The sequence below is a fragment of the Aminipila luticellarii genome (assembly GCF_004103735.1).
GTDB classification, from domain to species: Bacteria; Bacillota; Clostridia; order Peptostreptococcales; family Anaerovoracaceae; genus Aminipila; species Aminipila luticellarii.
Map to the genome: position 1 here is coordinate 913,898 of NZ_CP035281.1, position 25,736 is coordinate 939,633.

Genomic DNA, 25,736 nt, shown 5'->3' on the forward strand with positions numbered 1-25,736 from the left:
AGCCTCTTAGCTGAGTAGGGAAGCCATTGCTCACGGAGGCTTTTTTTAGTTAGTAAAAATTTTGAAAGGATTTAATGACAATATGATTCAACTGATCAATATGCCGCTTGTAGATGATATTTTGAATGAGTATAATAGTAATGATGAATTAAACAGCGTGTGCCGCAAATATGGGTGTGATGGAATTGAAGCCATTTGGGGCGGTGAGGATTGCAGCTTTCCTGTAGAAAAATCCTTGATAAGAGGATGGCATTTGGCCTTTTTTTGTGATTGGGTGGATTTTTGGAATAAAAATGAGATTGAATTGATTCGCAAATTCAGACATAGAGAAACCTGGGAAACCTTCTATGGAGGAAAGGACAGAAACGCTCTGCTGAAAATGATTGGTGATGATTTAGACCGAGCTGATCGGGCAGGCGCTGAATATGTGGTCTTTCATGTTTCGGATGTTTCTGTAGAAGAAGTATATACATATAAATGGCTGCACACAGATGAAGAAGTAGTGGATACGTCAGCGGAATTAATAAATCAGCTGATGGATCATAAAAACTATAGATTTAAATTATTGTTGGAAAATCTGAATTGGTCCGGTTTTACCTTTACACGGCCGGAGATAACCAAAAGGCTTCTGCAGAAAGTGCACTATAAAAATAAAGGGATCATGCTGGACATAGGACATCTCATGTGCACCAATCCGGAGCTTCAAAATACGGATCAGGCGATAGATTACATACATAAAATGCTGGACGAACATGATATCCTTTGCAGATATATCAAAGGAATTCATTTACATCAATCCTTAAGCGGTGATTATGTAAAAGAGAATACCCGTATAGCACCTCAGCTGCCGGAGGATTATTGGGAAAAATTCGGCGTTGCTTACGAGCACATATTGAATATAGATACCCATAAGCCTGTAAGCAATTCCAGAATGAAAGGTGTCATCGCCCGGATCAATCCGGAGTATCTGGTACACGAGCTGGCAGCTTCTGACCGGAAAGAAAAAGAGCGAGTTTTAAAGGTTCAGACCGATACCCTCCTGTCGTATTAGTGTGCGGATTACTAAAAAAGAAAGAATCGGATCGTAAAGGAAAGGGAACTTCAAGATGCAGATACAGCGAGAGAATATAGCAATGAGGTATAGGGAAGAGCTTGATAAAATTGCAGGGGAAGGTATAGAATCAGGGATTTTGGAATATGATGAAAACGCCGAAAATGCCGAACAGATATTTGAATTTTCTCAAATTGATTCCGGTAAAGGTAAGGCGGTGTATTCCAGCTTTTCCGATCAGGAATTATGCAACATATTGATTCAGAAAACAAAGGAACTGGAGCATGTTCCGGCTCAAAAGGAAATCTATTGGTTATATAGAGTATACCTTAAGAGACGGTTCGGAAATTGGCCGAAGGCATTGACTGCCGCCGGATTGTCGAAAAAAGCCGGAAAAGGCGGAGATTCCTATGAAAAAGTAAAAACGGATAAGCTGCTGGAGAAAGAATTGCTGGATAAGCTTCGGGTCAAGGCAGAAGAATTAGGCCGACCCCCTCATATGCATGAGATGAGAGAGGTGGCAGATTATTTTAAGATCAAGTTCAGCACCTGGGCAGAGCTTCTCGATGCGGCGGGGCTGGACAACCAATGGAAAAGCCGGAAGCCGGTTTATCAGGTAACAGATTTATCAGAAGAGGACAAAGAGCTGCTGGAAATCATACATAAAAAGGCCATTGAACTGGGCAGACCTCCCATGCGTACGGAGATACCCGGTGAGATCCGAGAAACGTTAAAGAAAAAGTGCGGGACCTGGCGAAACATTTTATATCAAATAGGACTGGAGCCCATTCAGAAAATCAGATCGTTTAATGCCACCTATCTGGACGGGAGGGGAACCAAGACGATCAAGCATACGGAACTTTTAGAAGGAAGTGTGTTCAAGCTGGTCAATCCGGATGAAAATACAGTGAGACAGTTGAACCTGCTCCGGAAAAAGGCCGATCAAGTGGATCGGACTTTAGTAAAAGCAGAAATCCCTAAGGATATTTATAATAATTTAATCGAACAGTGTGTAAATTACAGAAATATTTTGTATCAGATCGGATTGGAGCCGATGGAAAAGTTAAAGGAAAAGGAAATTGAGAAAGAATTAAGGAAGAAGAGAAGATAGTAGGGATTGGATTTTAAAGCCCGAACTATTTACAAGAACCGACTTTAGTGATACAATATTTTACAAATCAATGCGGAGCTTTGACCCGCATATAATTGAATATTTTGCTTTTGTGTTTTCTTTCGGATTCTATGGATCCGGAGGATATAATAGGGAATCGAGTGTAATTCTCGGACGGTACCGCCGCTGTAAGCACGGAGCATATGTTTTGACAAGGTCAGCCACTGAGAAATTGGGAAGGCAAACATATGCGTTGGATAGTAATCCTTGAAGTGTGAGTCAGAACATCTTCGCAAATGCTTGAATTTTAGCCCACGAGTAATGGGATTGAATAAGCTGATACGCAGAAATACGGCTGTGGCAGTTAGAATAAACTGCTGCAGTTTTTTTTGTGGAAAAAGAAGAGGAGAGAGAAAATGAAACAGATGAAAAAAAGTATGCTGCCGCTTTTCTTAGTGTTGGTCCTGATTCTAGGCAATGTGGCAGGTGTTTTTGCCGCCACGGAGAAAACCACGGTTGATCAGGCGGTAACAGAGACTGCAAAGTATGTACAAAAAACGGTATCTAATCCACAGAATGCTTCCATAGGGGGAGAATGGGCGGTCATGGCGCTGGCTCGCAGCGGCTATGAAGTTCCGCAGAGCTATTATGATACCTACTATGCGGCTTTGGAAAAGCAGGTGAAAGAATGCAAAGGAATTCTGCACGACAAGAAATATACGGAGTATTCACGAACGATACTTGCTTTAAGTGCCATAGGAAAAGATCCTGCCAATGTAGCCGGATATAATCTGCTCACTCCTCTTGGAGATTTTAATAAGACCATCTGGCAGGGAATAAACGGACCGATTTGGGCTCTTATCGCATTAGACACAGCAAATTATCCGATGCCTCAGAACAAGGATGCAGAAGTTCAGGCTACTCGGGATATGTATGTAAATGAAATCTTGAAAAGACAGTTATCCGACGGCGGGTTTTCATTGTCCGGAGGAACTGAGGGTGCCAGTGACAGTGATAATGTGGCTGATGCAGATCTTACAGGCATGGCTTTACAGGCCTTGGCAAAATATCAGGATCGTGCAGAGGTAAAAGCAGCCACGGAAAAAGCCCTGAACTGCCTATCCAAGATGCAGAATGAAAACGGAGGATACAGCTCATGGGGAGTGGAAAATTCCGAGAGTGCAGATCAGGTAATCGTAGCCCTTACAGAACTGGGCATATCGGTAGATGACAGCCGATTTGTGAAAAACGGACATTCCTTAGTAGACAACCTACTGAAATATCACATAAAGGATAACGGCTTTAAGCATGTATTATCGGAATCCAGTGCCAATCAGATGGCTACGGAACAGGGCTTTTATACATTAGTAGCCGTGCAAAGAGCTTTGAACGGACAAAACAGCCTGTACAGGATGAGTGATGTAAAGGCTGCTGCCCAACCCGTATCAACAGCTCCAATCAGTACGGCTGCTGGCTTAAAAGATAAAAATGCAGATGTAAAGGCTATGCCGGTCACAAAGGAAGGAACGACTTTCCCGGATATTACAGGACATAAAAACCAGAAGGCTATTGAAGCATTAGCTTCCAGAAGTATTATCAACGGCAAGACGGACGCGGCTTTCGATCCGGATGCAACCATGACCCGTGCTGAGTTTGCGACCATCGTAGTAAAGGCTCTTGGGCTTACGCCGAAGGCAGACAGTGTGTTCAAGGATGTATCGGATTCGGCATGGTTTGCAGGCTATGTAGGAACAGCCTATCAATATAAGATTGTAAACGGCACATCTGAGACAACCTTCAATCCAAACGGAAGTATCACCAGACAGGAAGCAGCCAGCATGGTAGCTCGTGCTGCGGCATTGTGCGGAATGAATACGGACATGGATGCGGCAACTGTTCAGGATACGCTTGCCCCGTTTACGGATTATGTAGATGCGGCTTCATGGGCGACCGGTGCTTTGGCATTTTGTTACAGCAATGACGTTCTGGATAAAGCCGATGTGAATATTTTACCTAAGACGGCAATCAAGCGTTGTGAAATTGCGGAAATGTTATATCGCACGTTGAACAAAGCAGAGTTATTGTAGGAGATGAAATTGTGAAGATAAGCAGAAATAAAATCTATGCAGCAATAGCGATTGTTGCTGTGTTAGTGATTGCATTCTGTTGGGGTGGAGGGTTTGCCAAAGGCAGCCCTTCCTCTGATTTAGACAATAAAACCAGTGTAGAGACAGCCCAGAAGGCTGCTACAGATGGAGCCGTGAAGGCAGACACAGAAACAAAAAGTGCCATAGGAACTACTACAGGAGCCGTTGAAACCGAGAAATCGGCAGAAGCGGCTAAAGCTACGGCCAGTGCGGTAAAGGTAGACCAAAAGGCTGTAGCCTATTCTGAATCTAAGGGTATGAAAATTGACAAATCAACCGGGAAAGATAAATATCAGACCGATCCCGTACCGGAAGGAAAACCGATACCGGTAGAACCGGGCACTGCGAATATTACCAAAACAGCAAAGACTTGTACGATGTCGATTGAATGTAAGACGATTTTAGACAACATGGATAACTTGAATAAAGAAAAAGTAGAATTAGTACCGGAAAACGGCGTTATTATGCCGCCTACTACCGTGACCTTTTATGAAGGAGAAAGTGTATTTAATCTGCTGCAGCGGGAGACGAAAAAGAATAAGATCCATATGGAGTTTGTCAATACACCGATTTACAATTCTGCCTATATCGAGGGAATTAATAACCTCTATGAGTTTGACTGCGGTGAACTGTCCGGATGGATGTATAAGGTCAACGGCTGGTTCCCGAATTACGGATGCAGCCGGTATGTGATTAAGCAGGGTGATGTAATCGAGTGGATTTATACCTGTGATCTGGGGCGCGACATCGGAGGCGGATTTAATGAACAATAAAGGCCATATTGATGCATTTTCTTCTTATCATCCCTTGGTAAACTTTTTATATTTTGCCTTGGTGCTCCTGTATTCCATGGTGTTGATGCATCCCGCCTGTCTGGCCATATCCTTGATCGGTGCTTTTACATATTCCATTTATATGAAGGGGATAAAGGCTGTAAAATTTAATTTTTTTATTCTCCTTCCCATGCTGGTGGTAACCGCTGTTATTAATCCGGCATTCAATCATGAGGGTGCGACTATTTTGACCTATTTGCCCAACGGAAATCCGTTGACACTGGAATCTATTTTATACGGAGTGGCCGCCTCTACTATGATGGCTGCGGTCATATGCTGGTTCTCCTGTTATAATGAAGTCATGACCTCGGATAAATTTGTATATTTGTTTGGACGGATCATTCCGGCATTATCCTTGATATTGTCCATGATTCTCCGTTTTGTGCCGCGATTTAAGGCTCAGATCGCAGTGATATCTAATGCACAGAAATGTGTTGGCAGAGATATTTCCAATGGAGGTATTCTTCAACGGGCGAGACATGGCTTGACCATTTTATCCATTATGATTACCTGGGCTATGGAAAATGCCATTGAGACAGCGGACAGTATGAAAAGCAGAGGGTACGGTCTGCCCGGCAGAACGGCATTCTCCATCTTCAAATTGGAACCCAGAGATAAAAAAGCACTGACGGCCATAGGCGGTCTGGGCTTTTTTGTGCTGCTTGGCGTATGCTTTGGAAGTCTTTATTTCAGGTATTATCCCACAGCAAAGGGACACCCTTTAGGCATACTGTCGACCCTGCCTTTTTTAGCTTATGCCGCATTATGCATCGTACCAATTATTATAAACCAGCAGGAGGAAAAACAATGGAAAGCTACTCAATTAAACAGTTAAATTTTTCTTATCCTGAATCCCAGCGAGAAATACTCAAGGACATTGATCTGACCATTTTTCAAGGGCAGTTTGTGACCTTATGCGGAGCGTCCGGATGCGGAAAGACCACGTTACTGCGGCAGTTGAAACCAATCTTGTCCCCGCACGGAAACCGGACCGGAGAGATTTTTTTTGAAGGAGAACGGTTGGCGGATCTGGATCAAAGAGCACAGAGTGCTAAGATTGGATTTGTGCTGCAATCACCGGACAACCAGATCGTTACAGACAAAGTGTGGCATGAATTGGCTTTCGGATTGGAAAGCCTGGGATACGATACCCCTACGATTCGGCTTCGGGTAGCGGAAATGGCTTCCTTTTTTGGTATACAGACTTGGTTCTATAAAAATGTCTCCGAGCTATCCGGCGGACAAAAACAATTATTGAATCTGGCGGCAATCATGGCTATGCAGCCTTCGGTACTCATTTTGGATGAGCCTACCAGTCAGCTGGATCCTATTGCGGCGTCTGACTTTCTGGCAACCATCGGAAAAATAAACAGAGAGCTGGGCACGACTATCATCATGACGGAGCATCGGCTGGAGGAGGTCCTTCCTTTATCTGACCGAGTTATCGTCATGGACGAAGGAGCCGTTATTGCAGACGGAGCTCCAAAAGATGTGGGACAGCTGCTCGGAGAAAAAGGCCATAAAATGTTTTCTGCCATGCCGGTTCCCATGCAGGTCTATGCCGGGGTACCCAATGATCTGGACTGCCCCGTTACGGTTCGGGAAGGCCGGGAATGGCTGAATAAACTGACGGAACAGGTAACGCTTCAGCCGCTGGCAGAGAAAGAAAGCAGAGAAAATAAAGAAGAACAGATTGTGGTGGAACTGGATCAGGCCTGGTTCAAGTATGAAAGGGATTTGCCGGATGTGGTGAAGGGGGTCAGCTTAAAAGTGAAAAAGGCTGAATTCTTTGCCCTTTTAGGGGGGAACGGTACCGGTAAAAGCACCACATTATCTCTTATATCCGGTATAAACAAGCCTTATCGAGGTTCTGTTAAAATAGAAGGCAAGGCCTTGTCTGATATATCAGATAAGGAAAAATTCGGGGGACTTTTGGGGGTATTGCCCCAGAACCCTCAGGCATTGTTTGTAAAAAAGTCTGTAAAAAGGGATTTATATGAAATGCTCTCCTCCGCAAAAATATCGAAAGACGAAAAGGAATCGCGTGTCAATGCGGCAGCTGAGCTATGTCAGCTCACCCCGCTTCTGGAACAGCATCCGTATGATTTATCGGGAGGAGAGCAACAGAGGGCGGCTTTAGCGAAGGTGCTTCTTTTAAGACCGCATATTTTGCTTCTGGATGAGCCGACAAAGGGCTTAGATGCGGAATTTAAACAGGTTTTTGCAGAGATTTTAGAAAGCTTAAAGGAATACGGAATCACTATTATCATGGTAAGCCATGATGTGGAGTTCTGCGCCAAATATGCGGACAGATGTGCCATGTTCTTTGACGGAGATATCGTGACAGAAGGAACCCCCAGAGAGTTTTTCAGCGGAAACAGTTTTTATACCACGGAAGCCAACCGCATGGCGCGCCATCTGGTTCAGGAGGTCGTCACGGCCGAGGACATTATTCAAATATGCGGAGGGAAAAAAACAATCTCAAAAAATGAAAGAAGGGATCAGATTCATTCTTTTTTAAACTTGTTTGACTCTCAAGGAAAAGGTTTCAAGGGAAGCGCAGGAACGAAAGATAAAAAAAGTCTGGCTGCCCGTACCCTTAGATTTCTGAAAGAACAAAAGGAAGGCTCCGAACAGGCTGTAGAAAAAAGACAGATTCTTTGTGATCAGGTAGCTGTCAATCAGCGAAAGCTTGCCAAAAGAACGAAATGCGCGGCGGCTATGATGCTGCTTCTGATACCCCTTACTCTTTTTATAGGTATTTATTATTTGAATGATCGAAAATACTATTTTATATCCATGATGATCATACTGGAAACTATGCTGCCTTTTGCAATGATTTTTGAAGGCAGAAAGCCGCAGGCAAGGGAGCTTATAGTCATAGCCTGCCTGTGTGCTATTGGCGTAGCGGGAAGATGTGCCTTTTTTATGCTTCCCAGTTTTAAGCCCATTGCAGCCATTACCATCATTTCCGGTGTGGCCTTTGGGGGAGAAGCAGGGTTCCTGGTGGGCTCCATGATTGCTTTTGCCTCCAATATGTTTTTTGGTCAGGGACCGTGGACGCCTTGGCAGATGTTTGGATTTGGTGTGATCGGATTCTTGGCCGGCGTCTTGTTTCAAAAAGGAATTCTGCGGAGCAACAGGATTTCACTAGCCATTTTTGGCGGGCTGGCCACCTTTTTTATCTATGGGGGAATTTTAAATCCCGCATCGGTTTTGATGTTCTATCCAAAGCCAACGACCGAAATGTTCATTTTGGCGTACATGCGAGGAGTTCCTGTGGATTTAGTTCATGCATCCTCCACGGTCTTTTTTTTGTGGATTATGGCAGATTCCATGCTGGAGAAGTTGGATCGAATCAAGGTGAAATACGGGCTGATACAGGAATAAGAAAATTAAAAGAATTCAAGAGTTAAAGAGTTAAAGTTAATAATCCAGACAAAAAGGAGGAAAAAGAATAAAAATGAGTACAAGAAATCAAGTGTTAAAAAAGAGCATTGCATTTTTACTGGTGCTGATTATGACACTGACCATGATGCCTTTGACTACCTTTGCCGACAGTTCAGATGAAGAAGTGGATTCCACCGGCGAAGATCAGCAGAACTATAGCACGGAATCTCAGATAAAAGATATAACGGAGAAAATTGCAGCTGTTTATGCAGAAAAAGGTGCTGATTGGTGGGGTACGTCCGGTACATGGTGGGATGCTACAGGAATGAGTGCATATAAAAAAGCTTTTTCAGATACGGCAAAAGATATATCGGATGATTCAAAACAGGCATTTATCAATAAAACTATTTCAGATATTACCTCCTTAGGGACAACGGTATCCACCAATGCAAATAAACTGGCAAATGCAGTTAATGGAATGAGTGCATGGGGGTATGATCCGACCGCCTTGTGGACTGTAAATAAGACCAGGATAAATGCGGTAGAGCAATTGAATAACATTAAATTGGAAGATGCAACAAAGAGCTGGTATTCAACGATTGCCCCTTATGTACTCTTGTCGCTGAATCAAGGGGAATACAGTTCGGATACTTTAAAAAATCAATATGTAGACTATCTGCTTGGAGAATTAGAAAATGTGGACTGGAGCTGGGGCGTGGATACTCCGGCTATGATTCTGCAGGGACTGGCGCCATATTACAACAGAGAAGATGTTAAACCGGAAATAGATAAGATGCTTGTCACCTTATCTGAAAAGCAGACGGAAAATGGAAGTTATGGCAGTGCCAATAGCGATGCTTCTGTAATAGTTGCTCTGGCTCAGCTGGGCATAAATCCTCACACAGACAGCAGGTTCATAAAAGATGGAAAAAGTCTGATGGACGGACTTTTAACGTATAAGATGCCGTCTGATGATGGTTTCGGGTACTCTGATGGAGTTTATAACGAGTATGCTACACAGCAGAGCTTTCTGGCCTTGATTGCTGCATCAGAAGTCATGAAAAACGGTTTACCATATAATATATACGATTTTTCAAAAGAATCTAAAAGTGCTGCTTATGCAAATGGTGCAGGAGGTAAGGAAGCGGATCCTGCAGATCCGATATCTGAAAAGGAAATGAAGGTAAACTTTACATTAAAGGCTGATTCGGGGGTTTGGATTCCACGTACAACGGTAACCTTAAAATCTGATGCAACTGTATATCATGCATTTACGAAAGCATTGGATGAAAAAGATTTTTCTTATGTCATAACGAATAAAAACTACGTGTCCTCTATAACCAATGCATCAGGTAAAAGCTTAGTTGAATTTGACAAAGGGAAGCATTCGGGCTGGCTTTATAAGGTGAATGATGAGCTGCCAGATATTGCATTGACAAAGTATAAATTGCATGATGGGGACAATGTGGTATGGTATTACACAAATGACTGGACAAAAGATCCGGATGCAGTAGAAGCCGCCGGCGGGAAGGCAGCCATTAAGGAGTTTGAGGAGCTAACAAAAGAAAATACCGTAGGACGGATTGAAGTAGAAGCGACTATAGACAAAGATGGCAAGGGATCCGCTGATGTTTCGGCAAAGGATATAAGTGATGCCATAGCAGCTGCCGAAAAAGATGATCAAAATTCTGGTATTCAACCCAAGAAAGAAATAAAGATAGTAATTAATGCAGACAGCAAGATAAACGAGATAAAAACAAAGTTGCCCGAGGCTGCTGTGACAGAGCTGGGAAAGAAAGTGGATGTGCTGACAGTACAGACTCCTATAGCAAATATCAGACTGGATAAACAAAATTTAGACTATCTTTTAAAAAGTGCTGATGGAGATGTAATTTTTACGGTCAAAAAAGTAGAATTAGAAAAGAAAGCGGAGCTTACAGAAGAAAATAAGAGTAATCTCCAAGAAAAGATCAAAGGGGGATTTATATTTGATTTTAATTTAGTTACAGGAGATAAAAAAGTCTCTCAATTTGCAGATAATCTACAGATTTCTGTACCATATGCAGCAGCGGAGTCTGAGAATTCAAACGGCATCGTGGCCTATTATATAAAAGATAAAGGCAGTCTGGAAATCATGAAAAACTGTGTGTATGATTTACAGACAAAGATGCTGAGCTTTTCAACGGATCACTTTTCTAGCTATGCGGTAGGATATAGAAATATTTCGTTTAATGATATATCAAAACATTGGGCAAAGGATCAAATTGTTTTTTTGGCGGCAAGAGATGTGGTCAAAGGTATAAATGATGCAGGCTTTGCACCAGATGATAAAATAACCCGTGCGGAATTCGTACAAATGCTTGCTAATCTGGCAGGTGCGGATTTAAGTGCGTACGGAGATCCTAAATTTAAAGATGTCAAGGCAGGAGAATGGTTCGCCGGTTCAGCTGCGTGGGCTGAAGAAAAAGGTCTTGTCACAGGATCTTTAGAGAATGGCGGAGGTCTTAGCTTTGATCCGAATGATAGCATAACAAGGCAAGATATGTCTGTAATTCTTTCCAGATATATGTCAAAAATTGAAAATAAAAAATTAGAGGAAGTAAACAAAGAAGTGGAGTTTCGGGATAAAGAGGAAATCGGAAAGTATGCAGCATCAGCGGTTATCGAATTACAAAAAGCAGGAGTGATAAACGGAAAAACTGTAGATATTTTTGCACCGAAAGAAAGTGCCACAAGAGCAGAGTGCTCCAAAATGATTTCTGTATTGATGCAGAACTATTTATAAACATAGGGAAGATATGTGCGCAGTTGTTACTGAAAGTTATTTTTTAAAGAGTGGGTATTAGAATGATATCGTTAAGATCGATTCTTCTGAGCCCAGTCTTTTAAAGGGTAAAATTGGGCTTGAAATAACACCGTATGTGTGATAAACTAATAAAAATAGAAATTATATTACTTCCATGTTTCAGCTTTATGTTCCAATAAAGTCTGACTAAGAGGGAATCCGGTGAAAATCCGGAATGGACCCGCCACTGTGAGTGAGGAGTTTCTTTTAAGATTTATTCTGAAAAGGATAAATAGCCACTGAAGATTATTCGGGAAGGTTAAAAGAAATGTAGATACACAAGTCAGGAGACCTGCATGAGAAGCACGCCAATCCACGGGTAGCATGGATCATTGGCAAGAATACTAGAAATAGAACAGTAAAACGGACTGCGATTTTTGTCGCAGTTTTTTTGTTATGTGGGGGGATTACAAATGGATATTTTTGAGAATAAGATATTTAAAATTGAAAAAGAGCATTTATGTTTTGATGGAAGGGATTTAATAAAGCTGGTTGAAAAATATGGCTCCCCACTATATGTTTTCTCTGAAAGGGAACTGAGAAAGAATGTGAATGAAGTAATTGTTGCCTTTAGGACCTTTTATGATAAAACGAGTATACATTATGCAGCGCAATGTGAATCCACCCTGGCCAACCTGCAGGTCATAAGGGATGCGGGGTGTAATTTACAGGTCAACTCCGGAGGGGAATTGTTTAAAGGCCTGCAGGCCGGATTCGAGGGGGATCAGATCATATTCACCGGAGCGTGCAAAACAGGTGAGGAAATTGAACTTGCCATAAAGAGCGGAGTAAAGTCTGTTAATATTGACTCCATTTATGAACTGACCAGAATCGCTAAGATTGCCGAAGCTTTAGATACTCCGGTAAATATTGCCTTGATGGTGGCCCCTGAAATTTCCTATTACCATTCCGATCGTCATAGGCTGTCGGGGCAGGAATCTGAATTTGGTATTACATTTGAACAGCTTCGAACCGCTATTCGGATGTCTCAAAAAAACAAGAAGTACGTAAAGCTCAAAGGATACCACTTCCATCTTCAAAATGGATCACATGAGCCGGAATCCGTTCATGAAGCTTTTGTTACTATGCTTGAAACGGCGGTAAAAATGTATCAGTTGACTGGCTTTTCCCCGCAGAGCTTAAATATCGGAGGGGGTATTTCGTCCGACAACATGGGGCAGATTGCAGAAGCGGTGTCAGAAGAATTAAATGCAGCTACAGTGGAGAAATGGGCAGGAAAAGAATATGGTCAATTTTTTAAAGATATAGAACTGATTATTGAACCCGGAAGAAAAATCGCCGCTTCTGCAGGAATCCTGCTGACCAGTATTGTAAATGAAAAATATCGAAAAAATTTAAATGAAAATTGGCTGGTTCTGGATGAAGGCCTAAACAACGGAATGGAATTTGAAAGGCTTTTGAGCTATAATCAGCTGCTCTGCGCTAATAAAATAACGGAAAACCATAACATGTCCTATAAAATCAGCGGTCTGTCTTATGCATCATCAGAGGGCATCAGACTTCCAGGCAGCATAACCGCAGGAGACTTCATTGCTTTTATTAATGCGGGAGCATATAGCCATTCGTACCTGTCCAGTTTCAGCGGAAGGCCAAGACCGGGTGCCATTATGATCAAAAAGAATGGTACGGTAAAACAGATTAAAAGGCCGCAGCGATATGAAGATCTGTTGGAAGGGGAAGAACCTTTCCGAGAGGAATTAAATGTATGCGCGATTTGAGGACTATTTTGGTAAAAAATAAATACATAGTTTTGCCATGCATTTTTCTATTGACATCACATGATAGGCATGGTATTATATTGAAGATTTAGGCACGAGGAAAAAGAGAAAGTGCGATTTTGTGGAATTTATGGCAGGTTATACTAGTGTGTTAAAACCTTGCTGTAAAGTGAATGGTAGGAAGGAATTATACATATGTTAATGACGTTTGAAAATTATATAAGAGAGAATTACGACCTTACAAAAGATTTTGAGAACTCGGCGGCATATCCTTCGGTTTTAGAATTAATTTGTTTATTGCCGTTGTCCGGGAAATCGTCTCTATTGGAGATGCCCTTTTCTTTAGATGATTGTATTATTTAATCTTCCATTATTGGAAGATTTTTTTTTGCTGGAAAGGAGATTTAATATGTTAAAAGGTAGAAATTTATTGGAACCTATGGACTTTTCTTTAAGCGAGCTTGAGGAAGTATTTGATTTGGCGGACAGAATTATAGGCGACCCTGCAAAATATGTGCATGCTTGTGATGGTAAGCTGCTGGCTACACTGTTTTATGAACCAAGTACAAGAACCCGTTTCAGTTTCGAGGCAGCCATGCTTAGACTGGGGGGACAGGTCATTGGATTCTCCGAACCCAATTCCAGTTCAGTGGCAAAGGGGGAAAGTATTGCAGATACGGTCAAGACCGTTGCATGCTATGCCGATCTTGCCGTCATGAGGCATCCGAAAGAAGGAGCTCCCAAGGTAGCAGCTCACAGTACGAGCATGCCGGTCATTAATGCCGGGGACGGAGGACATCAGCACCCGACTCAGACTCTTACGGACCTTCTGACAATCCGAAGAACTTTAGGCGGATTTGAGAACATCACAGTAGGCTGCTGCGGAGATCTTAAATTTGGACGAACAGTTCATTCTCTGATCAAGGCACTTTCCCGATATAAAAATGTGAAGTTCATTCTGATTTCTCCGGAGGAATTGAGGATCCCGGACTATGTAAGAAAAGAAATCCTCATAAAGAACGGCATTGAATTTGAAGAGGTGAGAAGCTTGCAGGAAGCCCTGCCGAAGCTGGATGTTCTTTATATGACGAGAGTACAGAAAGAAAGATTCTTCAATGAAGAGGACTATATCCGGTTGAAGGACACTTATATTTTAGACAAAGCAAAGATGAAGCTGGCTAAAGAGAGCATGATCGTACTTCATCCGCTTCCGAGAGTAAATGAGATCGCCGTGGAGGTGGATGAGGATCCGAGAGCCATGTATTTTGTTCAGGCGAAGAACGGTATGTTTGTCAGAATGGCTCTTATCATGAGTCTTCTTGGAATAGAAGGTTAGGAGGGATTTAAATGTTAGTAAACAGTATAGAAAAAGGAATTGTAATTGATCATATCACGGCCGGTCTCGGTGCCAAGATTTTAGAATATCTTGATATCGACCTGAATACGAATACCGTTGCATTTATCATGAATGCATGCAGCAAGAAGCACGGTAAAAAGGATATTGTCAAGATTCAAAATGTAACCGATGTAAATCTGGATGTTCTTGGATTGATTGAGCCAAATGCTACGGTAAATGTCATAGAAAATGGTGAGATCGTTAAAAAGATTACACTGCAAGTGCCTGAAACGGTGACAAATGTTATAAAGTGTAAAAACCCAAGGTGCGTGACCTCTGTAGAGACCAATGCACCACATATCTTCCACTTGATTGATGCCGAAAACAGAGAGTACCGATGCGAATACTGCGATGAAATCGTATCCATGAAGGGAGCTTATTAATTCATGAGAATTCTGATCAAGAATGGGATGCTTATTGATCCGGATCTTGGACTGGAAGCCGTAGGAAATCTTTACATCGAAAACGGAAAAATAGTTTGCATGAAAACAGAAGCAGGAATTTCAGGTGTGATGCCTATATGGGGCGAAGAGCCTTTTGAAACCGATTCAGTCACACAGATAGAGGCTGCGGGGAAATGGGTGGTGCCGGGATTGATCGATCTTCACGTCCATTTCCGAGAGCCGGGTCAGGAATATAAAGAAGATATTTTTACAGGCTGTAAAGCTGCTGCAAAGGGCGGCTTTACCACGGTGTGCTGTATGCCGAACACCAGACCGGTCATAGACAGCCCAGAGGTCGTAAAATATATTGATGAAAAAGCCAAGCGTGCAAACGGGGTACATGTTTTGTCCGTGGGCAGTATTACCGAGGGCCAGAGAGGCAAAAATCTGGCTGACATTCACGGAATGTGTCAGACCCAAACACGGTGCAGGGAATTGACCGGAAAGGGAATCTGTGCCATCAGTGAAGACGGGCGTTCTGTGATGAATGCGGGGATGATGCTCCGGGGAATATGGGAAGGCAGAAAGAATGGATTAATCGCCTTTTCTCATACGGAGGACGACAGCTTGGCAGGAACCGGAATCGGTGAAGCGCTGATTGTGGCCAGAGATATCATGCTGGCAAAAGAAGCGGACAGCCCCATTCACCTTTGTCATATCAGTACGGCGGGAAGCCTGGAAATCATCAGAAAAGCAAAGGCCGAAGGAATACCGGTTACAGCCGAAACCGGACCCCATTACTTTGTTTTGGACAAGAGCTGTGCGGGTAATGACGGAAACAAGAAAATGAATCCGCCGCTGCGAACCAAAGAGGATGTAGCTGCCGTTAAAAGAGCCTTGCAGGATGGAACGCTGGATGTTATCGCCACCGATCATGCTCCTCACAGCAGAGAAGAAAAGGAATGCGGTTATGAGAAGGCGTTAAACGGCGTAGTCGGATTGGAAACGTCTTTTGCAGTAAGCTATACCTTTCTTGTACGAACCGGAGTATTGACTCCTTTGGAGCTGATTGATAAAATGAGCTGTAAACCAGCTGAAATATTGGGGCTGGACAGAGGAATTCTTGCGGCAGGCAAAACGGCAGATATTGCCATTATAGACATAGAGAAATGCTTTCAGATCAAGGGGGAGGACTTTGTTTCCAAAGGAAAAAACTCGGCTTTTCTGGGCATGAAGGTCTATGGAGAAATCTTGTATACAATAATAGACGGCAGGATCGTTTATGCGGCTGAATAGCCGCATAAGCTTTAAGAGCAGGCGAAGCTGTGGAATGGAAGAGGATGGAGGTATGAGATGATCGATACATTACTCAAAAAAATAGATGCGATGAAAAATCCTACGGTGGTAGGGCTGGATCCTACCCTGGAGATGATTCCGGAACCTTTGCAGGCAGAAATGTTTGAGAAATACGGGAAAACACCTGATGCAGTAGGCAGCATGTTTATAAAATTCAATAAAGAAATCATAGATAGTGTGGCAGATATCGTACCTGCGGTAAAACCTCAGATCGCTATGTATGAAAAGTATGGAGTGGAAGGAATCAGAGCCTATCTGGAAACCATAGAATACGCCAGGGAAAAAGGAATGACAGTCATTGGCGACATAAAGAGAGGGGATATTTCCTCTACTGCGGCAGCTTATGCGGCGCATATCGAAGGGACGGAGATCGCAGGGGAAGAATTTGATTTATGGAAAGAGGACTGGATTACCATCAATCCATATCTGGGAATAGATGGAATTCAGCCTTTTATCGACGCATGCAATAAGAAAGACAAAGGAGTGTTCGTGCTGGTCAAGACGAGCAACCCTTCCAGCAGTCAGATTCAGGACATTGTGGTGAAGGATAAGACTATCTATGAAATGGTAGCAGAGCTGGTGAAGGAATGGGGAACACAGTCCATGGGAACCATGGGCTACAGCAGAATTGGAGCAGTCGTAGGTGCGACCCATAAGGAGCAGGGAGCGCATTTGAGAAAAATCATGCCCCATACCTTTTTCTTAGTACCGGGATACGGTGCTCAAGGGGGAACCGGAGCCGATTTAAAAGGCTTTTTTGACAAAGATGGAAGAGGGTGCATCGTGAATTCTTCCAGAGGAATCACAGCAGCCTATAAGAAAAATAATAAATATGGTGAACGTGCGGGAGAAGCTGCACGGGCTGCGGCACTTGCCATGAAGGCAGACCTGCAGTATTAGGAGTAGTTATGAAAAAAGTAGTATGGGGAAACATTCTATGCAATGATCCGATTGCAAAGGATGTTTATAAAATGCAGATTCAAAGTTCGGAGATGGGACCTGTTAAAGCGGGGCAGTTTGTGAATATTTATCTGGAGGATAAAAGCATGCTGCTCCCCAGACCCCTCAGTATTTGTGATGCAGAGGAAGACAGCATAACAATTGTCTACAGAATCGCAGGAAAAGGAACAAGGGAACTTTCAGCGTATCAGGCGATGAATCAAATCAGAGTAAGTACACCGCTTGGAAACGGATATTTTATCGAAGGCACTGCCCTTGGCGGACAGATCGATGATTACAGCGGCAAAACAGTCGTTGTAGCAGGGGGAGGTATTGGTGTGCCTCCTATGGTACTTTTGGCCAGAAGGTTGAAAGAAAAGGGAGCGGAGGTTCTTGCTGCCGTAGGGTTTCAGGAAGAGCCGTTTCTAATAGAAGAATTAAAACAATATTGCAGGGAGGTACATGTAGCGACGGATAGAGGAACATGTGGATTTCATGGCAATGCAGTGCAGATGATAAAAGAAAAAAGGATTGATGCAGACGAATACTTTTCCTGCGGACCGAAAGTCATGCTGAAAGCCTTAAGTGATTTCTGCACAGAAAAAAGGATTCACTGCCAAGTTTCTCTGGAAGAAAGAATGGGCTGCGGGTATGGGGCCTGTGTGGGATGCACCTGTAAAATCAAAGTGAAAACCAATCAAGGTATGGAAATACAGCAAAAAGGTGTCTGCAAGCATGGACCTGTATTTTTCGGGGAGGAGGTAGTTTGGGATGAATAATCTGAAAGAAATGGAAAGAGAATTGGATTTAAGTGTTGACTTTGCCGGTGTCCTGCTGAAAAACCCTATAACGACAGCTTCCGGAACCTTTTCAGCCAGAGAGAGCGGAGAATTTTATGATATCAGTGAGCTTGGAGCCGTTATTACAAAAGGGGTTGCCAGTGAACCGTGGAGCGGAAATCCCACTCCACGGATCGCAGAGGTATACGGCGGCATGCTGAATGCTGTAGGTCTTCAAAATCCCGGGGTGGAAGCCTTTATAAAGGAAGAACTTCCGTATTTAAAACAGACTGGCACCCCTGTTATAGCCAATGTGGCGGGAAGAACCGTAGAGGAATACTGTTCTGTGGCAGAGCGGCTGAGCGAAACAGAGGTCGCCATGATGGAGATTAATATTTCCTGCCCCAATGTAAAAGAGGGCGGTATCGGATTCGGTACGGATCCTAAGATGGCAGCAGCCGTAACGAAGGCCGTGAAGAAAGTGAGTCGGAAGCCTGTTATTATTAAGCTGACGCCAAATGTAACAGATATTGCAGAAATTGCAAGGGCGGTTGAAGCGGAAGGAGCAGACGGCATTTCTCTGATCAATACCCTGTTGGGCATGAAAATAGATGTTCAGCGAAAAAAACCGGTATTGGCAAATATCATGGGCGGTTTTTCGGGACCGGCGGTAAAACCAGTAGCGGTGAGAATGGTCTATCAAGTCAGAAGAGCGGTTCAAGTACCGATTATCGGACTTGGCGGAATTATGACCGGTGAAGATGCGGCAGAATTTATTATGGCCGGAGCAGATGCTGTTTCCGTGGGGACGGCGGCTCTGGTGAATCCGACGGCGCCGGTCGATATTCTGCGGGAATTAAAGCAATATATGAGGGAGCAAGGGTTTAAAACAATAGGAGAAATCCATGAGGCATTTATGAAATAGAGAAAGCGGGTGAAATTTTCACCCGCTTTCTCTATAATAGGAAGTGGTACAGCCATTTTTGATAATAAAATCAAGCTTTTGTACGAAATACCAGATGCTTCATGGCATCCCCGTCAAAGGGAAAAAGCGGATATAAATAAGAAGTCCCGGCAAGGGTTTTTGTTGCCCCAATAGAAATAAAATCAACAGCTGTAGCTATTAAGGCACCGAATATGGCACAAATGGAAACAGCGTTGCCGCCAAGTAAACTCATGGCTATAGACGTTGCCCCGATATGCGCTCCGAGTTGAATGCCGATCAGGATGAACATTCGCATAAATTTGATAGCGTATCCCAGTTCAATGCTGGGCTGTGTAAAGCTGGCAAGGGCAACTACGGCCATACAGAGTATGGTCTGAGGAATGAACCAGCCGGATGAAACGGCGAATTCTCCCAATATTAACGCCCCTATGACCGAAAGAGACATGCCGAGGGAATCGGGCGTGTTCAAAGACGCCAGCTTTAGTGCGTCTATGGCAAATTCCAAAAGAATGAACTGCCAAAATAAAGAGATGGCAAAATCCCCTCTGGGAATGAAAAACTTCAGGGCGTCATATACAGGCAAATAGTTTTGGGCAAACAGGAGGTAAAGCGGGGTGATAAATATGATCCCTATAAAATCAATCGTCCTCAGTAAGCGAAAGTAATTGCCTGTTATTGCCGGAAAATAATAATCGTCGACATCCTGTAAAAAGTCAAAAATACCGGTAGGCAATAAAATAACAGTAGGGGTAGTATCCACTACGATTGCAATTTTTCCTTCGGTCAGATGAGCGGCGACCACGTCGGGACGCTGGGTATACCGTACTTTAGGGTAGGGATTCAGCCAACCGAGAAAACTTTTCTGCTTTGGATCATCCAGAAGATGCTCCGCAATGGTCTGGTCTCCCACGGATAAGGCATCGATAGAGATGGTCTTTAGTTTATCTGAGATTTTTTGAACCAGTGCATCGTCTGCCTTTCCCTTCACATAGGCAAGGCTGATATCCGTTTGAGTGGTTTTTCCTACCGTATGCGATTTAAAAATGAGATTCGGGTCGCGGATTCTACGGCGGATTAAAGCAATATTGGTCATAAAGGATTCCGTAAAACCGTCTTTAGCTCCGCGCAGACTTTTTTCCTTAGATGGTTCTTCGACGCCCCTGTCCGGATAGAATCTGGCATCAATGATGATTGCCTCACTAAAGCCTTCTACGGCTAGGGCGATTAATCCGGAAAAAATAAATTTCAAGACCTTATCCATCTTTGATTCCGCCTGAGCGTTTAAATAAGGCAGGTTTGTTTCTATAAATTCTTTCGTATCTGTTATACTTCCGGCATGGCTCGTATCCACACGAAATAAGTATGACATGACTAGCGGCATGGATTGACCGGTTACCAGGCCATCCACATAAAACATCACAGCTTTTTTATCGCCAATCTGAATATCTCTGGCCAACATATCAAAGCTTTCGCCCACGGGCAGAGCACCTTTCAGGGTTTCTGCCCAATAATTATTTACCTGCATAAAAAATCCCTCCTGTTCATGAATAGTGTTCCTTTTTTTGCAAAAAGAATGCATCAACTAAAGGGAGGGTCGTGCTATTTTTTATTCATACTATCGTGAGATACCGTTTGATTAAATATGGTATCAAAGACCTGCTCCGGAAAATACCCAATGGAATTATTCTGGTTGCTGGCAGAAGATAAAATGGACACATTTCCATGAGCCAGCTTTAAAAGGCGGCTGATGGGTCCATATTTTGCCGAGGTATTCTGAATTTTGCTGTAAGAAGCGGTTATGGTTCTTTTATCAAAAACGCCGGTGGTGACAGAAAGCTTGTCCTCATATAATTTTAAGCCTTTAGTGGTATAGGAAAGAATACCGCACAAGAGAAAACCCAGAAAAAGAATCAATCCAATCCACCACTTATAAAAGAAAGAAAATCCTGCCAGAAAAAGGATTCCCCAGAATCCCCACTTGATTAAAATCGGTATCATGGCTGTCTTAGGGGACTTTTCTTCTTTTTCTTCCAGAACAAACTGTGGAGCAATTTGATGAATGATGGATTGCAGAACATCAGGCTTGACCAGAAGACAGAATATCGGTGATTGATTCTGTGATGAATCCCCGCCCATTCCTACATTAAGGATCTCTCCATAACAGAGGTTAAATAATCTTGCTTGAAAAGGTTGTCTGATAATCAATGCATTCGTTTTATCTAGGGGGAGCGTAAATTGTTTTCTAGTGAAAAGGCCATAGGAGACAATGACTTTATCCCCGTTTTTTTCCAAAATAAAATTGTGATATAAGAGAAAGGCGGTAAGGCTTTTATATATAAAAGGTATCACTGCGAGAAAGAGAGAAAGAACAGCAGGAAAAAATACCGGATGAGTCTTTTCTCCGGAGGTAAAGTATGCACAGACTGCTGCAGCCGCAATAGCTATGGCATAGACTCCGCCGAGAAATGAAAAGCTCAGCACACAATGCCGGAGTACTTCTTTAAACGGGAAGCTGATAATTTGCTCTGAATTCTTTTCCATGCCGTATGAATGGGAGGAAGCGGATTCGGACGGTATTTCATTAAAGGTAATGCCGTTGTCTAAATACGAAAGGATATAGTCCCTAAAAGCAAAAGCTGTTTGATCTTCAAAGATTAAGCTAAAATCCGTTTTATTGGCCGTTACAGAAGAATTAATATCTAATTGAAGCGTATAGACATCAAATATCTTTTCAAAAATATTCTGCTGCAGATTTACAGTGGAAATACTGGAGAGCTTCACCGTTGTTTTGCTTTGTGAAAGCTGATTCCGCTCTACAATTAAAGTGTCTCCTTCAATATATATTTTAGTTTTCCACCACCTCAGCAGGTTAAAGACAAAGAAAATCATGATGATGGCAAAAATAGCAATCAGGCCCAATAATACCGATTGTGACGGAAGGGACTGCATTCGTATGTCTTTTAAGGCATCCAGAAACTGAAAAACGAACATCGCTATGATATACCAGATAGTCTTAAAGGTTTTCATGATAACAGAGATGAAGTGACATCGGACTTTAGGCATGCGTATCACTCCTTTGCTCCTTTACGATTGCAGCAATCCGAATCCCCAGACTTTCCGCAATTTCTTCGGCAACTTGATTTTCAAGAAAACGTATGGTGATATGCCCTCCGGCGGTTGTAGCTACCACCTCGCTGAGACCGTATAATCGGTCTATGGGACCTCTTCCGATTTCAATTTGATGAATCCGTTCTATGGGCGCCATTGTTTTGCTAATGAACCAAAGCCCTTCAATTACTACCAGTCTGTCTTCATCAATGTAATATTTGTATCTTTTGTATCGGATGATCGGTGCAACTAAAATTTCTAAAATGCAGAGCAGGATAATAGCTGCAAATAAAATATCTACCCATGCAGGCAGCAATATATGGCTGAAATAACAGAGTGCTCTGGCGATACCCAAAATAGACAACAATATTGCTGTCCGGATTACTGATGAAAGCCTCATGCACCCTTTTGCTTTTTTATTTAATGCTTTGTATTCTAATTCCATGGTGTTTACTCCTTTTATTCAGTATATCATAAATGTACCGGGGGAAATAGATTCAAAGGTACATAACAAAAAATTAATCTTTTCCATTGAAGCATTTCAGTTTTTATGTAATAGCCCCTGCCTGCGGTGCATATTACAGTATAAGCAGATATTATAATTATAAATGAAGGAGGTTATAGATGTTATAATGGAAAACAATCTAACTCTTGGAATGACTGCACCCGCCTTTTCCGCAAATTCTACTTTTGGCCCGTTAAGTTTATCCGATTATAAAGGACATTGGCTTGTTTTTTTCAGCCATCCCGGAGATTTCACACCGGTCTGCACATCAGAATTTGTAGCATTTGCTCAGGTAAATGATCAGTTTGAAAGAATAAATACAAAACTGCTGGGGTTAAGCATAGACAGCAATCCGTCTCACTTGGCCTGGGTAAATTCCATCTATGAAATTTCGGGAATTCAAATACCGTTTCCGATTGTAGTTGACCGCATTGGAGATATTGCCCGTGAATACGGCATGATCGCGCCGGATGTAAGTACTCAGACCACGGTCAGAAGTGTATTCATCATTGATCCGGATCAGAAGATAAGAGCGATATTGACTTATCCTATGACCAACGGCAGGAACATACCTGAAATATTCAGACTGGTGACAGCTCTTCAAATGACGGATGCGGAGCATGTGCTGACGCCGGCAAACTGGAAACCGGGCAATCCTGTTCTGGTGCCGCCGCCGGATACCTATGAAGAATTATTGGAGAGGCAAATGAATGCCGAGGCATTAGGCCTGATCTGCAATGATTGGTATTGGTGCTTTAAACAACCGGGGAATGAAGAGGAAGAGGCATAAAGCAGAAGGAAAATAAAAATAGAAAGAGAAAAAGAGGAAACCTTTTTAAAAGAGCTTCCTTTTTTTATGGCTTTTAACGGAATGCAAAAATAAATGCAGTTTGCATTCAACCAAATAAAAATTTTTGAAACTTTTTGCCCGGCTGTACCGTTATAATAGTGTAAGGAGGGCGGAGAACAGAATGTCGACATTAAAAAATGAAGTTTATGAAGCCTTAATTGAATTTATTGAAAAAAACCAGAATAATATTTACCGGCTTGCTTACAGTTACGTAAAAAGTCAGGATACGGCGCTGGATATGGTTCAGGAATCCATTTACAAAGCAATAAAGGCTTATGAGAAAATAGAAGATCCGAGCAGTGTAAAGCCGTGGTTCTATAAAATACTGGTGAACACTTGTCTGGATGAATTGAGAAGGAGCAATCGTATGATTGCCACTGCACCGGAGGAACTGCCGGAGGAAGCAGAGGACAGCTTATCCAGCAGAGCGGATTACATGGTTTTATATAAAGCCCTTGAAAGCTTGGACACCGAAACCAAAACCGTTATTGTACTGCGCTATTTTGAAGACATGAAACTGATAGAAATAGCAAAGATACTGGAAGAAAACATTAATTCTGTGAAAAGCAGGCTTTACAGGGGATTGCGTTTATTGAAATTTCAAATGAGAGAGGGGGATTTTAGTGATGCTGAATGATAAAGAATTTTTAAATCTTAAGAAAAATTATGAGGATGTGGAAATTCCTGAAGACCTGGAACAAATTGTGCAGCAAACCATAGACCGTGCGGAAACGGAATTATTGCAGGAAAAAACAGAGAGAGAAAAGAAGCAAAGAGGTAGAAAGATGAAAAGACGAGTGGGAAGTGCAGCAGCAGCAGTAGTAATTATAGTGGGATCCTTTGGATTAGGGGTGAATACAAGTAAGGCATTTGCGGATACCGTTTCAGATATTCCTGTTTTGAGCAGCTTGGCAAAGGTATTTACCATCGAACAGGTTCATGAGGAAACCGATTATTACGTAGCGGATATGAAAATTCCGGGGATTGAAGGCTTAAAGGATAAAAAGCTTCAACAGCAAATTAATGAGCTGGTTCACAAGCAAGTAACGACAGCAGTAAATGAAACCAAAAAGTCGACAGAAGCGGATAAAAAGGCTTATTTGGCCACCGGAGGGAAAGAGGAAGATTATATGCATCCTGAAATAAGCGTGGATTATGACGTGAAATGCCTGAATGATAAGATCTTGTCCTTCTCCGTATATAAAACACAGACTATGGCAAGTGCTTATTTTGATATGTTTTATTACAATTATGATTTAACGACCGGAAAGCCTATCACTTTAAAAGGTTTGCTGGGCAAGGATTATAAGGAAATTGCCAATAAGCAGATTAAAGAACAAATCGCAGAACGGGAAAAAGAGCCGGGCAGTATGTATTGGGATACGTGTGAGGGCATGGAAGATGAAGCTTTTAAAACCATTGCAGATGACCAGCAGTTTTATGTAAATAAAGCGGGAAATCCGGTGATTGTCTTTAATAAATACGAAATCGCACCGGGCTATATGGGCATACAGGAATTTGAAATTCAAAAATAATTTATAAGGATTTTATAGTGTTGTATCTGCTCCTTTTTTGGTATAATGAATAAAACAGATATTGAAACATCCCTGGTGAAAAATGAAGGAGACAAATATGGGCTATAAGAAACAGTTTATGGAGTTTATGGTGAGATCGGGCGTATTGACTTTCGGCGATTTCACAACCAAAAGCGGAAGAAAGACACCGTATTTTGTAAATACCGGAAATTATAAGACCGGTGCACAGGCAGACAAGCTGGGGCACTTTTATGCCAGCTGCATAGCGGAAAATATGAAAAACGGCAATATAGATCAAGGTGTTGCGGCACTATTCGGACCGGCTTACAAGGGCATTCCCATTTCGGTGGCTACGGCGATTGCCATGTCCAGAGATTTTAGCAGAGATATGAATTACTGCTTCAACCGAAAAGAGGAGAAGGATCATGGAGAAGGCGGAAAGATGGTGGGATATAAGCTTCAAGACGGTGATTCGGTTTTGATAGTCGAAGATGTTATCACTGCCGGAACGGCTGTCAGAGAAACACTGCCCCAACTAATGGCAGCAGCCAAGGTAAAGGTCGAAGGTCTGATTATCTCTGTAGACCGCATGGAGAGAGGCCAGGGAGAGAAGACGGCTATTCAGGAAATTGAGGAAGAATTCGGTATCAAGACCTATCCTCTGGTGACTGTCAGAGAGATCATTGATACCATGTATAACGTGGAAATAGATGGGAAGATCGTTATCAATGATGAAATGAAGGAACGAATGGAAGGATACTTGGCTCAATATTGTGTCCTGTAGTTCATCCAGTATAAAATACCCCCTTTGTTAGATTAAAAA

At 42.6% G+C, this 25,736-nt stretch carries 21 protein-coding genes and 2 riboswitches; of the genes, 18 read left to right on the plus strand and 3 right to left on the minus strand.

Annotation, left to right across the window (positions count from 1 at the left end; all coding sequences use genetic code 11):
* The first annotated feature begins 82 nt into the window (after window positions 1-82).
* The 14 genes from EQM06_RS04160 to EQM06_RS04225 all read left to right on the plus strand — a co-directional run bounded on the left by EQM06_RS04160 (window position 83) and on the right by EQM06_RS04225 (window position 18,894).
* Window positions 83-1,051, plus strand: a complete 969-nt coding sequence (locus tag EQM06_RS04160) for a TIM barrel protein (protein ID WP_128746789.1) — start codon at window positions 83-85, stop codon at window positions 1,049-1,051.
* Window positions 1,052-1,133: 82 nt separating this feature from the next.
* The gene (locus EQM06_RS04165) at window positions 1,134-2,162 is read left to right on the plus strand and encodes a homing endonuclease associated repeat-containing protein (protein ID WP_128745139.1); all 1,029 of its coding nucleotides are present in this window, start codon (window positions 1,134-1,136) and stop codon (window positions 2,160-2,162) included.
* A 95-nt stretch (window positions 2,163-2,257) separates the two neighbouring features.
* Window positions 2,258-2,472: riboswitch (cobalamin riboswitch) on the plus strand.
* Window positions 2,473-2,578: 106 nt separating this feature from the next.
* On the plus strand, window positions 2,579-4,249 hold the full coding sequence (locus tag EQM06_RS04170) for an S-layer homology domain-containing protein (protein ID WP_128745140.1): 1,671 nt from the start codon (window positions 2,579-2,581) through the stop codon (window positions 4,247-4,249).
* Window positions 4,250-4,260: 11 nt separating this feature from the next.
* Window positions 4,261-5,082 carry a DUF4430 domain-containing protein gene (locus tag EQM06_RS04175; protein WP_128745141.1) on the plus strand — a complete coding sequence of 274 codons (822 nt, stop codon included), beginning with the start codon at window positions 4,261-4,263 and terminating at the stop codon, window positions 5,080-5,082.
* Window positions 5,072-5,977, plus strand: coding sequence for an energy-coupling factor transporter transmembrane component T (locus EQM06_RS04180; protein WP_128745142.1), 906 nt, complete (start codon window positions 5,072-5,074; stop codon window positions 5,975-5,977). Before EQM06_RS04175 ends, EQM06_RS04180 begins: the two co-directional genes overlap by 11 nt.
* Window positions 5,950-8,532 (plus strand): energy-coupling factor transporter ATPase, encoded by a 2,583-nt coding sequence (locus EQM06_RS04185; protein WP_128745143.1) that lies wholly within the window; start codon window positions 5,950-5,952, stop codon window positions 8,530-8,532. The genes EQM06_RS04180 and EQM06_RS04185 overlap by 28 nt, the downstream gene beginning before the upstream one ends.
* 73 nt (window positions 8,533-8,605) lie before the next feature.
* Window positions 8,606-11,317: an S-layer homology domain-containing protein gene (locus EQM06_RS04190; RefSeq protein WP_128745144.1), complete on the plus strand. Its 2,712-nt coding sequence runs from the start codon at window positions 8,606-8,608 to the stop codon at window positions 11,315-11,317.
* Between the two features lie 158 nt (window positions 11,318-11,475).
* Window positions 11,476-11,691, plus strand: a riboswitch (cobalamin riboswitch).
* A 99-nt stretch (window positions 11,692-11,790) separates the two neighbouring features.
* Window positions 11,791-13,116, plus strand: a complete 1,326-nt coding sequence (locus EQM06_RS04195; protein WP_128745145.1) for a diaminopimelate decarboxylase family protein — start codon at window positions 11,791-11,793, stop codon at window positions 13,114-13,116.
* Window positions 13,117-13,525: 409 nt separating this feature from the next.
* Window positions 13,526-14,452, plus strand: coding sequence for an aspartate carbamoyltransferase (pyrB, locus tag EQM06_RS04200; protein WP_128745146.1), 927 nt, complete (start codon window positions 13,526-13,528; stop codon window positions 14,450-14,452).
* Between the two features lie 11 nt (window positions 14,453-14,463).
* Window positions 14,464-14,895 (plus strand): aspartate carbamoyltransferase regulatory subunit, encoded by a 432-nt coding sequence (locus EQM06_RS04205; protein WP_128745147.1) that lies wholly within the window; start codon window positions 14,464-14,466, stop codon window positions 14,893-14,895.
* Window positions 14,896-14,898: 3 nt separating this feature from the next.
* Window positions 14,899-16,191 carry a dihydroorotase gene (locus EQM06_RS04210; RefSeq protein ID WP_128745148.1) on the plus strand — a complete coding sequence of 431 codons (1,293 nt, stop codon included), beginning with the start codon at window positions 14,899-14,901 and terminating at the stop codon, window positions 16,189-16,191.
* A 57-nt stretch (window positions 16,192-16,248) separates the two neighbouring features.
* A complete protein-coding gene (pyrF, locus tag EQM06_RS04215) occupies window positions 16,249-17,151 on the plus strand; it encodes an orotidine-5'-phosphate decarboxylase (RefSeq protein WP_164914344.1) in 903 nt (300 codons plus the stop codon).
* An 8-nt stretch (window positions 17,152-17,159) separates the two neighbouring features.
* Window positions 17,160-17,969: a dihydroorotate dehydrogenase electron transfer subunit gene (locus tag EQM06_RS04220; protein ID WP_128745149.1), complete on the plus strand. Its 810-nt coding sequence runs from the start codon at window positions 17,160-17,162 to the stop codon at window positions 17,967-17,969.
* Window positions 17,962-18,894, plus strand: a complete 933-nt coding sequence (locus EQM06_RS04225; protein WP_230975021.1) for a dihydroorotate dehydrogenase — start codon at window positions 17,962-17,964, stop codon at window positions 18,892-18,894. Before EQM06_RS04220 ends, EQM06_RS04225 begins: the two co-directional genes overlap by 8 nt.
* Window positions 18,895-18,964: 70 nt before the next feature.
* On the opposite strand, the gene EQM06_RS04230 is transcribed toward EQM06_RS04225, so the two are convergent.
* The 3 genes from EQM06_RS04230 to EQM06_RS04240 form a co-directional block, all read right to left on the minus strand.
* Window positions 18,965-20,440 carry a spore germination protein gene (locus tag EQM06_RS04230; protein ID WP_128745150.1) on the minus strand — a complete coding sequence of 492 codons (1,476 nt, stop codon included), beginning with the start codon at window positions 20,438-20,440 and terminating at the stop codon, window positions 18,965-18,967.
* A gap of 74 nt (window positions 20,441-20,514) precedes the next feature.
* A complete protein-coding gene (locus EQM06_RS04235; protein ID WP_128745151.1) occupies window positions 20,515-21,978 on the minus strand; it encodes a PH domain-containing protein in 1,464 nt (487 codons plus the stop codon).
* The gene (locus tag EQM06_RS04240) at window positions 21,971-22,468 is read right to left on the minus strand and encodes a PH domain-containing protein (RefSeq protein ID WP_128745152.1); all 498 of its coding nucleotides are present in this window, start codon (window positions 22,466-22,468) and stop codon (window positions 21,971-21,973) included. The genes EQM06_RS04235 and EQM06_RS04240 overlap by 8 nt, the downstream gene beginning before the upstream one ends.
* Window positions 22,469-22,655: 187 nt before the next feature.
* On the opposite strand from EQM06_RS04240, the gene EQM06_RS04245 reads away from it, so the two are divergent.
* The 4 genes from EQM06_RS04245 to pyrE all read left to right on the plus strand — a co-directional run bounded on the left by EQM06_RS04245 (window position 22,656) and on the right by pyrE (window position 25,697).
* Window positions 22,656-23,318: a peroxiredoxin gene (locus EQM06_RS04245; RefSeq protein WP_128745153.1), complete on the plus strand. Its 663-nt coding sequence runs from the start codon at window positions 22,656-22,658 to the stop codon at window positions 23,316-23,318.
* Window positions 23,319-23,499: 181 nt separating this feature from the next.
* Window positions 23,500-24,015 (plus strand): RNA polymerase sigma factor, encoded by a 516-nt coding sequence (locus tag EQM06_RS04250; RefSeq protein ID WP_128745154.1) that lies wholly within the window; start codon window positions 23,500-23,502, stop codon window positions 24,013-24,015.
* Window positions 24,005-24,913 carry a DUF3298 and DUF4163 domain-containing protein gene (locus tag EQM06_RS04255; protein ID WP_128745155.1) on the plus strand — a complete coding sequence of 303 codons (909 nt, stop codon included), beginning with the start codon at window positions 24,005-24,007 and terminating at the stop codon, window positions 24,911-24,913. The genes EQM06_RS04250 and EQM06_RS04255 overlap by 11 nt, the downstream gene beginning before the upstream one ends.
* A 97-nt stretch (window positions 24,914-25,010) precedes the next feature.
* On the plus strand, window positions 25,011-25,697 hold the full coding sequence (gene pyrE / locus EQM06_RS04260; protein ID WP_128745156.1) for an orotate phosphoribosyltransferase: 687 nt from the start codon (window positions 25,011-25,013) through the stop codon (window positions 25,695-25,697).
* The last annotated feature ends 39 nt before the right edge of the window (window positions 25,698-25,736 follow it).